At 74.2% G+C, this 13,904-nt stretch carries 10 protein-coding genes; 8 read left to right on the top strand and 2 right to left on the bottom strand.

Going from position 1 to position 13,904, the window contains the following annotated elements; all coding sequences use genetic code 11:
• The 5 genes from ACOJTC_RS09205 to ACOJTC_RS09185 all read left to right on the top strand — a co-directional run.
• Positions 1–2,331, top strand: a 2,331-nt coding sequence (locus ACOJTC_RS09205; RefSeq protein WP_420116526.1) for an FtsK/SpoIIIE domain-containing protein, incomplete at its 5' end; no start/stop codon positions are given.
• Positions 2,332–3,078 (top strand): hypothetical protein, encoded by a 747-nt coding sequence (locus tag ACOJTC_RS09200; RefSeq protein WP_420116525.1) that lies wholly within the window; start codon positions 2,332–2,334, stop codon positions 3,076–3,078.
• 383 nt (positions 3,079–3,461) lie between these two features.
• A complete protein-coding gene (locus ACOJTC_RS09195; RefSeq protein ID WP_420116524.1) occupies positions 3,462–4,607 on the top strand; it encodes a substrate-binding domain-containing protein in 1,146 nt (381 codons plus the stop codon).
• 38 nt (positions 4,608–4,645) lie between these two features.
• Positions 4,646–5,080 carry a hypothetical protein gene (locus tag ACOJTC_RS09190; protein ID WP_420116523.1) on the top strand — a complete coding sequence of 145 codons (435 nt, stop codon included), beginning with the start codon at positions 4,646–4,648 and terminating at the stop codon, positions 5,078–5,080.
• Between the two features lie 150 nt (positions 5,081–5,230).
• On the top strand, positions 5,231–5,566 hold the full coding sequence (locus ACOJTC_RS09185) for a DUF6204 family protein (protein ID WP_420116522.1): 336 nt from the start codon (positions 5,231–5,233) through the stop codon (positions 5,564–5,566).
• Between the two features lie 228 nt (positions 5,567–5,794).
• Here ACOJTC_RS09185 and ACOJTC_RS09180 read toward each other — a convergent pair whose 3' ends face one another.
• Positions 5,795–7,894, bottom strand: a complete 2,100-nt coding sequence (locus tag ACOJTC_RS09180; protein ID WP_420116521.1) for a hypothetical protein — start codon at positions 7,892–7,894, stop codon at positions 5,795–5,797.
• Between the two features lie 194 nt (positions 7,895–8,088).
• On the opposite strand from ACOJTC_RS09180, the gene ACOJTC_RS09175 reads away from it, so the two are divergent.
• Positions 8,089–9,585: a DUF3237 family protein gene (locus ACOJTC_RS09175; RefSeq protein WP_420116520.1), complete on the top strand. Its 1,497-nt coding sequence runs from the start codon at positions 8,089–8,091 to the stop codon at positions 9,583–9,585.
• 90 nt (positions 9,586–9,675) lie between these two features.
• Here ACOJTC_RS09175 and ACOJTC_RS09170 read toward each other — a convergent pair whose 3' ends face one another.
• Complete coding sequence (locus ACOJTC_RS09170; protein WP_420116519.1) at positions 9,676–10,626, bottom strand: FAD-dependent oxidoreductase; 951 nt, start codon at positions 10,624–10,626, stop codon at positions 9,676–9,678.
• 396 nt (positions 10,627–11,022) lie between these two features.
• On the opposite strand from ACOJTC_RS09170, the gene ACOJTC_RS09165 reads away from it, so the two are divergent.
• Positions 11,023–13,380 carry a M48 family metalloprotease gene (locus tag ACOJTC_RS09165; RefSeq protein ID WP_420116518.1) on the top strand — a complete coding sequence of 786 codons (2,358 nt, stop codon included), beginning with the start codon at positions 11,023–11,025 and terminating at the stop codon, positions 13,378–13,380.
• A gap of 20 nt (positions 13,381–13,400) precedes the next feature.
• Positions 13,401–13,820, top strand: coding sequence for an effector-associated constant component EACC1 (locus ACOJTC_RS09160; protein WP_420116517.1), 420 nt, complete (start codon positions 13,401–13,403; stop codon positions 13,818–13,820).
• Positions 13,821–13,904 lie beyond the last annotated feature (84 nt).

The following is a 13,904-nucleotide window of genomic DNA, read 5'->3' as shown; positions in this document are numbered from 1 at the left end:
CACCGGGCGACGCCCTCCGGCGACGAACCGGCGGCGGTGCGCATCGGCGAGGCGTCCACGGCGGACGGCCGGTTTCCGCTGCTGCTGCCGCTGGGCGCCGGCCGGCACCTGGCGGTCGACGGCGACGCCCGCGATCCCCGGGTGGCGGTGCTGCTGCGGGTGCTGGTGCTGCGGCTGCTCACCACGGCCGCCCCGGGCAGCGTGCGGGTGGTCGGCATCGACCCGGCCGCCTGGGGGGCCACCTTCATCCCGCTGCGTCCGCTGCGCGACGCCGGGGTGCTCGGTGGGGTCGCCACCACCGAGGCCGAGATCGGCGCGCTGCTGGACGCCGCCGAGGCGCACGCCCGCGCGGGGGAGGCCGAACTGCTGCTGGTGGTGGCCGCGTCCGCGCCCGGCCCGCGCGAACTGGCCCGGCTCGCCGCGCTCACCCACGCCGGGCCGTCCGCCGGGGTGTGCGTGTTGTTCGCCGGGCGCGCGGTGACCACGCCCGGCCAGGCCCCACCCGTGCTGGGCGGCACCACCGAGGTACGTCTCGACGAACGGTACGCCCGGGTCGGCGACCCGCCGGGGTACCCGTTCAGCGCCGACGGCACCGGCCTGCCCGTGCCGGTGCTGCTCGACGGTGACCCGCCCGCGGGGGCCGTCCAGACGCTGGCCGACCGGCTGGGCGCGCAGGTGCGCCGGGACACCGCCCTGCACCTGGCCGACCTGCTGCCCGAGCGACGCTGGACCGGCTCCGCCCGGGGCGGCCTGTCGACGGTGGTCGGCCGCTGCGGGCGTACCCCGGTCAGTCTGGCCTTCGACGACGCGACGCCGCACTGGCTGGTCGGTGGCCGCACCGGCGCGGGCAAGACGGTCTTCCTGCTCGACGTGCTCTACGGCCTGGCGGCCCGCTACTCCCCGGCCGAGCTGCAATTGTGGCTGCTCGACTTCAAGGAGGGGGTGAGCTTCACCGAGTTCGTCCCCACCGACCGGGACCCGTCGTTCCTGCCGCATGCGCGGGCCGTCGGCGTCGAGTCCGACCGGGAGTACGGCCTGGCCGTGCTCCGTGAACTGCGCCGGGAGCTGAGCCGGCGGGCCGGGCTGTTCAAGCGGCACGGGGTGAGCAAACTCGCCGACCTGCCGGACACCGAACCGGTGCCCCGCACGGTCGCCGTGATCGACGAGTTCCACGTGCTGTTCGCCGGCAACGACCGGCTGGCCCGGGAGGCCGTCGACCTGCTGGAGGAGTTGGCCCGCAAGGGCCGCTCGTACGGTGTGCACCTGGTGCTGGCCAGCCAGAGCACCAGCGGCGTGGAAGCCCTGTACGGCCGGGCCGAGTCGTTGTTCGGGCAGTTCGCGTTGCGGGTGGCGCTGCCCGGCGGTGAGGCGGTGCTCGGCCCCCGGGCGACCGTCGCCGGCCCGACCCGGATCGGCACGGCGCTGGTCAACACCGCCGCCGGGGCCGCCGGCGCGGACATCCTGGTGCGGTTCCCCGACGCCCACGCCGACACCCGCCAGCTCGCCCGGCTGCGCTACGAGCTGTGGGACGCCCGCCCCGACGACACCGGCCCGCCCGAGGTCTTCCGGGGGTACGCCACCGCCCACCTGGAGGACGAGCCGTCCCCTGCCGCCACCCGCCGCCCGGCGGTGCTGGTGGGCCGGACGGTCGACGTGGTCGGCAGCACCGCGCGGTTCGACCTGGACGCCTCCCCGGGCCGGCACCTGGCCGTGGTGGGCACCTCGACCACCGGCGCGCACGTGCTGCGGGCCGCCGCGCTGAGCCTGGCCGGGCAGCACCGGCCCGGGGAGGCCGAGTTCGTGCTGGCCGCGCTGGTGGCCACCGCCGACGAGCTGGCCGACGACACGGCCGCCGGGCTGAAGGCCGCCGGGCACCCGGTGACCCAGGTCGACGCGGCCGGGCTGCGGGCCCGCATCGGCGGGCTGGCCGCCGACCCCGGGGAGCGCGGCCGGACGTACCTGGTGGTCTTCGGGGTGGACGCGGCCCACGCGGTGCTGGCCGCCGCCGACCCCGACACCTACCGCACCGGCCACGACGACCTGCGGGCGCTGCTGCGGGCGGGGCCGGGGCACGGGGTGCACCTGCTCGGCTGGTGGCGGGGCCTGCGCCGGCTCGCCGACGATCTCGGCGGCAGCCAGAACCGCGACGACGTGGCCTGCCTGGTGGCGCTGAACGTGCCCGCCGACGATCTCGGGCTGCACCTCGGGGTGACCGACCTGGTGTGGACCCCCCGCCCCAACCGGGCCCTGCTCGTCGACCGGCACGTCCCGCGCACCGCGCTGATCGTGCCGTTCGTCCGCCCCGGGTACCACCCCGACGAGGAGCACTGAGTGGCCGGCTACGACGAGTACGCGGCGGCCGTCCGGCAGCTCTCCGCCCGGATCAGGGAGGGGGAGCGGGGTGCCGTCGCCGAGGCGGAACGCCGCCGTACCCTGCACGCCGGGGTGACCCAGCTCGGTCAGCGGCTGGCCGCCCAGGAACAGCGTCTGGCCCAGCTCGCCGCAGCCGCCGGCCTACCTGCCGTGGCTGACCCGGCCCTCGGCCCGCCCGCCGTGCCCGAGCTGGCTCCCGGCCCGGGGGCCTTGCCGGGGTCGGTCACGGGTCCCGGGCCGGGAGCCGCGCCGGGGTCGGTCACGGGTCCCGGCGGGTCCGGGGTGGACGGCGATCCGGCGGTGGTGCTGGCGGAGACCGGGCGGCTGGTTGACGAGGTCGACCGGCTGGGCCAGCAGGCCGAGGCCCTGGCCCAGCGGCCTACCCTGCTGCCCACCTGGTCGCCGACCGCCCGCGCGGTCGCCGTCTACGCCGGCTGCGCCGCCGTCGGGGCGCTGATCATGCTGGTGCTGGTGGTCGCCAACGGCATCGGCGTGGTCGACGGCGTCACACTGGGCGCGCTGACCTGCGCCGGGCTGCCGCTGATCTCCTTCGTGGCCGGTTGGCTGGTCCTCGGCCGGTGGGGGCGGCCGGCCCTGGCCACCACCGACCCGCCCCGCTACGCCCCGCTCGGCTTCTTCATCTGCGCCCTGCTGGTGCCCATCGCGTACTGCGTCACCCTGGTGGTGTTCCGGCTCGTCCGCTGACCATCATCGACCCGTTCGCTTTATCGACCCGTTCGCATGATCGACTCATGTGGGCCGATGATGCGGGGTCCGGCCTGTTCCAATGCCGCTACGTCGGCCCACATGATGCGGACGCGGGGTGGCTGAGTCCGGGCCGCGTCGTGAGCGGAGCCGGGCGCACCCAAGCAGGGGATACCAACGGCGTGATCGACGTATGTCTGCGCCGGTTGCCCGGCTGACCCGGTCCGACACCGCGCCGGCGGCCCCGACTACCCGGGGGCCGCTGGCGCCCCGGACCGCGCCGTCGTCGCCCGACCCCTTTGCCGCACCCTCTATCGTGGACGGCGCACCACGCGGTGTTGCCAGTGACCGTCCGATCCGGGTGGTGTCGATGGGGTGTCAGCGTGATTGATGGCGGTCGGCGCGAGAAGCTCCTCCGGGAGTTGTCGATATCGCTGGTCAGTGGGCTGATCCTCGCCATCGCGGGGAAGGCGTACGCGTCGTGGGCGGCCACCGCGTGGGCCAGGTCGGCCTGGCTGGTGCTGCCGGCGGTCGTCGCGGCCGCGGGGACCGCGTTCGCCGTCACCCGCTACCGCCATCACGCCGGCCGGCGACAGGTGTTCCTCCTGGTTTCGGCATTCGTGCAGAAACACTGGGTCGCCGAGTTGGTGGAGAACCTGGTCCGGTCGCTGGACCGGCACGGTATCGACCTCGTCCTCAAGATCCCGCCGTACGACTACGGCGGCCACGGCCAGCTACAGCAGCTCGCTGAACTCAAGCGGAACTCCCGGGCCTTCCTCGGTGGCTTCGTCATGGCCGCCGACAGCGCGGCCAACCGGATCGAGTTCGAACGGTTCTGCCGGAGCCTGCGCATCCCGATCGTGTTCATCGACTCGTCGCCGTTCGAGCACGTGCGCGACTTCCCGCCGAACGCCGCCTTCGTCGGGTGCGAGGATGCCGAGATCGGCACCCGGTCGGCCGAGTCGGTGGCCCGGATTCTGAAGGACCGGGGTGTGCCGTCCCCGAACGTGCTGGTGGTCGGCAGCAACGAGCACTCCGGCCGGCAGGACGCCTTTGCCGCCCGGCTCCGGGCAGAGGTGGCGACCGCCGAGATCACCATCAACGGCCAGGGCCGGTTCGATCGCGGGCGGGCCGCCGGGATAGTCGGCCAGACGTTGCAGGAGGCCCACCGCAGAGGCACCGCCGTGGACGTCGTGTTCTGCACCAACGACGAGATGGCTCTCGGCGCCGTGGACGCGGTGCAGAAGCGGGCCGCCGCCGGCGAAAGCGTCGGGGATCCGGTCATCGTCGGGGTGGACGGCACCCGTGAGGCGATCGCGACGATCGACGCGGGCGGCACCCGGTTCCGGTCGACCGTCGTCCAGGAGTCCGGCCGGGTGGCCGAGGTAGCGGTGAGCAACCTGCTCAGGCTCCGGGAACACGAGCCGCTTGACGTCAGGACGTACATCCCGACGATGATCTATCCGCTCGGCGACGCCTCCACGGCGGTGTCCGGCCCGAGGGGTGCCAGGCAGAGCGACGCGTCCTGAGCGGCGTACCGACCGGACAGGGTGGAGGAGATGCTGTGATGGGGATGACCGGGCCGGGTGGGCGCGACGGTGGCGAGCTGGACGGGTTCCACGTCGGGTGGGTGCCGGCCGCGACGGGCGACATGGTGTCGGATTTCGCGTCCGAGTGGGAGGACGTCACCTTCGCCAGCCGGGTCTGGGAACGGGCGGTCGAGACCGGCTACCAGGTCGACCTGCGGGTGCACGTGCTACGCGGGGACCGGCTGGCCAACCTGGCGGAGCTGCGCGACTACCTGGCCGAATACCACGAACGCGATCCCGCCGACTGGCCGCTGACCGGGTTCGACCACGGTCAGGGGGCCGGACTCGTCGGTGACGGTGAGGCGTTCTGGCTGGTGGGGCCGGGTCTGGCGGTCGACGTACTGGTGGATGTGGAGCGGTTCGGCGCGGACGTCGCACGTGCCGTCGCCGAATCGGTCGTCACCGCCGGCTGAGGGGCGAGCGTGGCGGTGGCCCTCCGGGTACGGTCACCAACGCATCCTGGCGGCCGGCCGGTGCGCGGTAGCCGTCACCTGCCGTCTTCCAGTACCAGCTCGCCGCCCTTCCGAAGTCGTCGTGTTCAGCAGGAGCCGGAGGTCCCCACCATGGCCGAAAAGACCTATCAGGTCATCGTGCGCGGTAGGTTCGCGCCGCTCGGCGACGTGCAGCGGGCCGCGCTGCTCGCCAGGGCAGATGAGCATGAGGTGTTCGGAGCGAAGTTCACCGAAGAGGGCACGGTGACCTACGAGCGGTCCCTGCTCGCGTTCACCTTCCGCTGCCTGATCCCGGCCACCGAGGACGACGGGGAAGCGGTCGTGATCCGTCGGGCGGAAGCGATGGCCGCAGCCGCCGTCGCCGAACTCGGTGCCGACCACCGTGACCTCCGGTCGGTGGCGACCGACCTCGACGACATCAAGATCCGCCGCCGGGCACGCCCGTAAGGGGCGCTTCCGTCACCGCCAGGCGTTGGTCGTGGCGCTGGTTCAAAAGCCGCCCTTCTTGGGGAGAGTTGTTGTCGTCTTGGGCGCAACAGATCTCCACAAACATTGCCTGCTTGTCGGTGTGGGGACACGGCTCCTCGAAAGGAACTCGAAACCGTCCGTGCGCCCAAGGGCGCACGGTGCCGGTAACCGTGGCTGCCACGTCTGACGACTCCAGCTAACGGCGATTCAGGACGGCTCTGGATCCCCGGAGCTGGAGCCACCGTGGTCGGCGCCAGCAATGCGGCTCAGGTCATCCAGGGTCTGTCTGGCTACTTGACGGCGTTCCTCGAATACCGCTGGTTCCGCCGTAGCAAGCTCGTCGAAGTACTGAACGCCCTCGGCGGTCAAGGCGATGGCCAGCTCATCCACGCGGCCGAACAGGAGCGCAATGAACCCAACGTTCCGTAGGGCCAGGGCGAGGTTGGGGAGGTAGGCGTCGCGGTTGGTGCTGGCGAGCTGTCGGTAGAGGTTGACGGCTTCGTGGCTGGTGGTGAGGGCTTCGGTGTGTCGTCCGGCCTGGGCGAGTCGGACCGCGTGGTTGTTGAGCGATGAGGCGAGGCTGGGGAGGTGGGTGTCGCGGTTGGTGGTGGTGAGTTCGCGTCGGAGGTTGACGGCTTCGTGGCTGGTGATGAGAGCTTCGATTCGTCGCCCGACTTCGGTCAGCCGTAGTGCGTGTGCGTCCATCCAGTACGCCTCTACGTCGGGCGGGGTTTCCGGGGTCAGACCGGCGACGATGCGGGTCGTCAGCGCCACCGCCAGCCGCCCCAACTCCAACGATGGGTACGGCACACGTTCAGCGATCCGTCGCGCCCACCTGAGATCGATCTCCGCGTCCGCCAGCAGCCGCACCACGCCCGGCGTGAACACCCCCGGGAACTGCACCCCGACCTGGACCACCGCCTCGACCATCCGGGGTACGTCCACCCCCAACGCCACCTCGATCAGCGCCACCGCGTCGCCCTGATGCGTGCGAGCCCGGCCGAGCACCGTCAACGCCCGTACCGCCTGCGCCACCGTCAGGCCGGTGAACACCCGCGCCCGGTCGGCCGCCGGGTAGTCCCGCAGCACCCGCACCGCCAGCGCCTCGGCCAGCAGGTCGGGCTGCACCACGCCGAGCGTGGTGCCGTCGGCGGTGGGGTACAGGTCGGCCAGCCACGCCGCGTACCGGGCCACCCGCTCCGGCTCGGCGGCCACCAGCGCGGGCACCCGCCGGACCAGGCCGGCGACCTCGTCCGGGGCGTCCGCGCCGAGCAGCGCCGCGACCCCGGCGACCTGCCGCAGTAGCGCGTCCGACGCCGGGTCGTCGGCGGTCAGCAGGCCCGCCCGGCGGGCGGCGAACCGCCAGTAGCGGGCCTCGTGCCCCAGCACCTCGGTCAGCACGTCGTACCGGCCGTGCCGGGGCTTGCCGTCCAGGACGGTCAGCAGCGCCTCGGCGTGCAGGCGCAGCACCGGCGTGTCCGCCGGGCAGTCCCGCGCCTCGACCGCCGGCACCGCCCGCCCCAGGTGGGCGGCGAAGTCCCGCGCCGCGAGGACGACGATCTCGTCGGGTGTGCTCTCCTCGATCCGGGCCGGCAGCTCCACCACCTGCGACCGGCCGGTCAGCGCGTCGAGCAGTTGCGCCTGCTGCGGGTACGCCGCCGACAGCGTCTCCCACCACAGCCCGGCACCCCGGGCGATGAGCAGCACCCGGACCCGCACCCCGGTGGCCCGCTGCGCCGCGCATACCAGCGCCGCCACGCCGGCCCGGTCCCGCGTCTCGGCGTAGTCGACCACCACCAGCAACCGCGACGGTACGCCGCCCGAGGCGATCAGGGCGGCCGTCTGCTCCTCCGCCCCGGCATGGATCCACTCGCACCGCCAACCGGGCAGCCGGCCGGCGAACTCCCGGGCCAACCGGGTCTTGCCCACCCCGCCCGCGCCGGTCAGCAGGCGTACCGCCACCGCTGTACGGTCGGTCGCCCAGGATTCCAGTTGGCGCAGCACCCAGCCGCGACCGAGGAAGTCGACAAGCGCCCGGCCGGGGTGCAGCAGCCACGCCACCGACGCCGGCAGCTCGGCCGACGTCACCCCGCGCAGCGCGTCCTCCTGTCGCCGCCGGGCCTCCCGCTTCGCCGCCAGTCGGTCGGCCACCGTCGGCCCGAAGCCCCCGACCACCCCGGCGGCGGCAGCGGAGATGACCGTCCAGCCGGTCTTGTCGTCGGCGACCGCCGCCCAGGCACCGAACCCGGCGACCACGCTCGGGATGCCCGCCCACCACGCATGCCGACGCCAGGCACCCCGGTCCATGCGCGACACCCTACCGAGGGTCACCAACAGGACACGAAACGATCTTCGCGGTGTCGGGGTGGGCGCGTCGCCCGGCCGGGAGTCGAGGGCAAGCAATCGAGAAGCATCGATTGACAGAAGTTTGTCCGATCGGGACACTCGATGAAACATAACCGTGCGTGCAAGGCGTGGCGCTGCCGCTCCGGGAGGACCAGATGAGGCTCGTACACCGGCGGCCCCTGTTCGCGGGAGCGCTCGCCGCCGCCACCCTGGTCAGCGTCGTCGGGGTCGCGACGGCGGCCTCCGCCGCCACCGGCTGCCGGGTGACCTACACCGTCACCAGCCAGTGGAGCGGCGGCTTCGGGGCCAACGTCGCGATCACCAACCTCGGTGACCCGATCAACGGCTGGCAGCTCACCTGGTCGTTCACCGCCGGCCAGCAGGTCACCCAGTACTGGAACGGCACCGCCAGCCAGAACGGCGGCCGGGTCACCGTCGGCAACACCACCTGGAACGCGGCGCTCGGCACCGGGGCGAGCACGTCGTTCGGGTTCAACGGCTCGTGGAACAACGTCAGCAACCCGGCACCTACCGACTTCGCGCTCAACGGCACCCCCTGCACCGGCAGCACCACGCCCACGACACCGACCACGCCCACCCCGGGCACCCCGCCCCCGACCACGCCGCCACCCACCCCGACCACCCCGCCGCCGACCACCCCGGCACCGACCACCCCACCACCACCCACCCCGAGCACCACCCCGAGCGGCGCGGAGGCGACCATCGTGCCCGACCCGTCCTGGACCTGCGGCCGGTCCACCGGCCTCGTGCCCCCGACCCGTGGCCGGCTGGTGTTCCGGGCGACCGCCCAACTCGGCGCGATCCGCGACGTCGGCGTCACCCAGTACGGCCACCGCCGCATCCTCGACATCCGGGGCGGCACGGTCACCGGCGACCGGATCAACGGCAGCATCCTCACCGGCGGCCTCGACCTCGAACTCACCCTCGGCACCGGCGCGACCGAGCTGGAACAGGTCGCCATCCTGCGCACCGGCGACGGCACCCCGATCTACCTGCGCACCTGCGGGGTCGCGCCGGCCGGCGACTCCACCGTGCGGATCGTGCCCGACTTCGAGGCCCCGAACTCCAGCGCGTACGCCTGGTTGAACACCGGAACCTACGTCGGCACCCGGACCGTCGACACCGCGACCAACACCCTGAACCTGGCCGTCTACGACGTCTCCGGGGTGTCCCCGGCCGACCCGCGCGTGCAGCTACGGGACCCGGCCGGGACGGCCAACCAGTCGTGGGACTGCCTGACCGGCAGCGGCACCCGGGGCGCGGCGGTGTTCACCGAGACCGTCACGCTCGGGGCCAGCGTCTCGGTCGGGGCCAGCAAGCGCGGCACCCGCAACATCATCCCCATCACCGGCGGCACCGTGACCGGCCGGGTGACCGGGACCGTCCTGCCCGGCGGGGCGGACTACCAGCTCATCGGCGCGACCAGCACGCTCGACGCCCGGTATGTGCTGTCCACCAACGACCGGGAGCTGATCCTGGTCCGCAACTGCGGGGCGTTCGGTCGGCTGGTGCCGACGTTCGAGGCCCGCGCCGCCGGCCCGTACGCCTTCCTCAACGCCAACACCTGGCTCAGTTCCGACCCGGGTTCCGCCCCGGGCGGCGTGAGCATCACCTTCTACGAACGCCGATGACGTGGGGGAGGGGGCCCGCCCTCCACCCCGGCACCCGGCCCCGCCCCACGGTCCCGAGGGGCGGGGCCGGGGTGCGTCCGGCCCGGCCGGTCAGCCGGACAGTGCCAGCCCGGCCACCTCGTCGGCGCAGCCCCAGGACAGGGTGACCCCGGCGCCCCCGTGGCCGTAGGCGTGCACCAGCCGCTGCCCCGGGGCCGGCCCGGCCTGCACCGCTACCCGGGGGCCGCCGTGCCGGGCCGGCCGCAACCCGACCCGTACCCCGAGCACGGGTGCGTCGGCCAACTCCGGCACCAGCGCCACGCACCGGGCCCGGACCGCCGTCGCGGTGGCCGGGTCGGGGCCGGTGTCCCACCGGTCCGGTTCGGCGGTGCCGCCGAGCACCACGTCGTGCCGGCGCGGGTGCACGTAGGTGATGCCGGCCGGGTTCTCCTCGTCGCGTACCGAGGTGGTCAGGCCCGGGTTCGCCACCAGCACCAGCAGTCCGCGTACCGGGTGCACCGCCGGGTCGCAGGCGAGCCGTCCGGCGGCCAGTCCGGTGGCGTTGACCACCGTCGGGGCCAGCTCGAAGCCGTCGTCGAGCCGCGCCAGCCGCCCGGTCACGACCCGACCGCCGGCCGCCGTGAACCGGGCGACCAGCCAGTCCAGGTACGGCGACATCTCCACCGTCGGCGCGGTGAACCGCAACTCGGTGGCGTACGGTCCGGAGCCGGGGTGGGCGGCCAGGTCACCGGCCGCCGCCGCCCACCACGGCGGGCCGGTCCACGGACGGCGCAGCAGCATCCGCGTCGGCCGGGCCACCACCCCGGGCACCCCGGCCTCGGCCTGCCGGCCCAGTTCCGCGTACGTCCCGGCGGCCCAGCGCAGCACCCGGGGGTCGGCGTCGGTGTGGCTGGGGTACCAGACGGCGGCGGCGACCGCCGACACCGTGTCGCCGGGCGGGTCGGCGGTCAGCAGGGTCACCCGCGCGCCGCGCTCCCGCAGCCGTACCGCCGCCGTCAGCCCGATGATCCCGCCCCCGACCACCAGCACGTCCGTGTCCATCGTCGACCTCCCCGCCGGTGCCGCCCGCCGGTACGGGTGGCCGGACCCGGATCGTCTCTCCGACCGGCCCGACGGGTCCACGACGGAAATGGCACCGGAGCCGTCGGCGGACAGATATCCGACAGTTATTCGGAAAGCCGATCTCCGGTGGGAAATGGGATCGCGGACGGTATTCGTCATCGGTAATGTCCAGCGGCGTCGAATTCCGCCACCTGCGGAGTCGACCGACAGCATTGGTGTCATTCGTCGCCGGTGGCGACCGGTCCGGCGGTCCTGTCGATCTGCCGACCCGTTCGGCCTGCGGGCCGTCGGGTCCGCCGACCGACCGGTCCGCTGGTGGCCCGGTCCGCCGGGCCCGCGCCACGGCCGGCGACATCCGTAGTCGAGGAGCCTCCCGTGCCCGACCTGGACCCCCAGCCGCAGCCCGATCCCCACGCGGCCCAGCCCGGCCCGACCACCGACCGGCAACCCGACCCGCCGGCCGGCACACCCCTGCGACCTGCGGGCGACCCGGCGTCGCCCGGCGGACCGGCGTGGCCTGGCGGACCGGCGTCGCCCGGCGGCGACCCGCCGGCCGGTGCGACGGCGTCGGGCGGTGCCGCGCAGGTGCAGGAGTCCCCGGCCGCCGGGGACCGGTTCGCCCACCGCCCGCCCGGCTACCCGAGCGCCCTGGTCTGGCTGCGCGCCGGCATCCTGCGGGACTGGCGGGGCGTGCTCGGCGCCTTCCTCGCCACCTGGTTCTACGTGCCGTTGGCGCTGGTCGCGGCGGTCTGGGGTGGCCTCGCCCTCGGCCTGTACGGGCTGGTCGCCGGGGGCACCCAGTCCGACGAGGCGGTGCCGGCGCTGCTGCGGGACGCACCGCTGGTCGGGCCGCTGCTGGAGGCCTTCGTGGCGCGTTCCGGCGGGGTGGTCGGCGGGTTCGCCGGGTTCGCGCTCGGCGCGCTGGTCGGTTTCCTGGCCGTGCTGGTGCTGCCCTGGCGCAACGCCTTCGACGAACCGGCGAACCTGTTCACCGGCCTGGCCGGCATGGTGGTCGCCGCCGGCCTCGTCGGGTTGCTCTACACCGTCGGGCGGGTGCTGCTGGAGCCGTGGCTGCTGGGCGTCTCGGGGGCACGGCAGCTCAGCCGGCGGGAGGCCGAACGGCTGCGCCCGCTGCTGAGCGACTGCGCGGCCCGGCTCGGCCTGCCCGGTGAACCCCGGCTGCTGATCGAGGACGACCCGGTGCTCGCCAACGCCCGCGCGTACGCCCGGCACGTCGTGGTGAGCACCGCCGTGCTCGACTGCACCGACGAGGAGATCGCCGCGCTGCTCAGCCACGAACTGGTGCACTGGCGCACCGGCGACGAGGTGACCAGCGCGTTCATCCGGGGTGTCGGCCTGCCGCTGGTGCTGGTGCACGCCCTGCCGGCCTGGCTGATGCGCCGGTTCCCGCACCCGGCCACCGACTTCGTGGTGTTCCTGTTCTTCTGGCCGGTGCTGCTCACCATGCGGTACGTGGTCCTGCCCTGCCACCGCCGGGACGTCCGGGCCGCCGAGTACCGGGCCGACGCGGGTGCGGTGCTCGCCGGGCACCGGGAGGGGATGCGGTCCATGTTGGAGCGGCGACGCTCCTTCGAGACCGGGCGCAGCGGCTGGGACGAGGCGGTCTGCGCCACCCACCCCCCGTCCGAGCTGCGCCTGGACCGGCTGGACCGGCCCGTTCCCGACCCGATGACCGACCGTGCGGCCACCGCACGCGGCCTCGACGAGCTGTTCGGCGGTACGACGACGGCGGCGGTCGGCTCCCGTCGCGCCCTGCTGCTCGTCGGCGCGCTGGTGCTGGTGAGCTGCCTGGGCGGTGGGCTGACCACGGCCCAGTGGGCGTTCTTCCGCCCCCAGGCGGCCGTCGGCGACTACTTCGCGGCCCTGGCCGACCACGACGGCCCGGAGGCGCTCGACCAGCTCACCCCCGACGTGCGGGCGACGCTGGGCGACAGCGGGCAACTCGCCCGGATGGTGGCGGCGAAGGACTACCGCCCGCCCACCGACGTGTCCGTGACGGAGGTGGAACGCGACGGCGACGAGGCGGTCGCCACGGTCGCCTACACCCTCGCCGGGCGGAAGCTGACCGCCGAGCTGCCGTTGCGCCGCGACGACTCCGCCGTGCTCGGGCTGTTCCACCGCTGGCACATCGACGCCGCCCCGGCGACCCTGACGCTGCCCGGCGGACCGGCCCCGCTGACCGTCAACGGGGTACCCGCACCCACCGGCGCGGAGGAGACGGGGGTGGCGGTGCCGCTGCTGCCGGGGGCGTACACGGTGGCGGGGGAGAGCACCGCGCTCAGCGAGACGGCGCCCCGGGTGGTCTACGTCGTACCCGGGCAGCAGAGCGTGAGCGGCGCGGAGCTGACGCCCACCCTGCGGCCCGAGGCGCAGGCGGCGGCGGAACAGAGCGTACGGTCCTATCTGGACGGCTGCGCGGCGCAGGCGGTGGCCACCCCGCAGGGGTGCCCGTTCCGCTACTACACCGGCGGCTCGCCGGTGAAGAAGATCGCCTGGAAGATCACCCGGTACCCGACCATCGAACTGACCCTGACCGGCCCGGCCACCGCACGGGTCTCCACCTCGTACGAGTCGCAGGGGTCGGCGCAGGCCACCGGCAGCACCGTCGGCTACTTCGGGACCACCCCGTTCACCGAGAACGAGACGTTCGGGGTCAGCGGCGTGCTGTCGGTGGTCGACGGCACGCTGACCTTCCAACCCGGTGACGACTGAGCCGCCGTCGGCCGGACCGCATGACTGAGAGGCAGACCGAGATGACCGCGCCCCGCTCCACCGCACCGGCCCGGCTGGTGCTGGCCCCCCGTGTCGCCGGCCCGCAGCGCACGACGCTGCTGGCCTGGCTGCACCGCGACCCGCGCTACCGGGCCCTGGTCCGCGACGCCGGGCCGGGGGGCGGGGCCGGTGGCCGGGCCGGCTTCAGCGACGCGGTGATCATCGCGGTGGTCGCCCAGGGGCTGCTGCCCGGTCTGTTCAACCTGGTGCAGAGCTGGGTGGACCAGCAGCGGACCGAGGTGAGCATCCGGCTGCAGGTCGGCGACTCCGAGGTGGAGATCCAGGTCAACGGCCGCACCGACGCGGCGAAGCTGTTCGACGAGGCCCAGCGGGCGCTGCGCCCGACCGACCCCGGCAACGAGATCACCCCCGACGGCTGACCCACCTCCGCCGGGCCCCCCCCCCCCGGGGCGGCGCGGGGGCCCGCGGGGCGCCGCCCCCGGGGGGGTGTTGCGGCTCCGGCG

The sequence above is a fragment of the Micromonospora sp. genome (genome assembly GCF_048594385.1).
Taxonomy (GTDB): Bacteria; Actinomycetota; Actinomycetes; order Mycobacteriales; family Micromonosporaceae; genus Micromonospora; species Micromonospora wenchangensis.
This window is presented reverse-complemented; position numbering and strand designations above follow the sequence as displayed.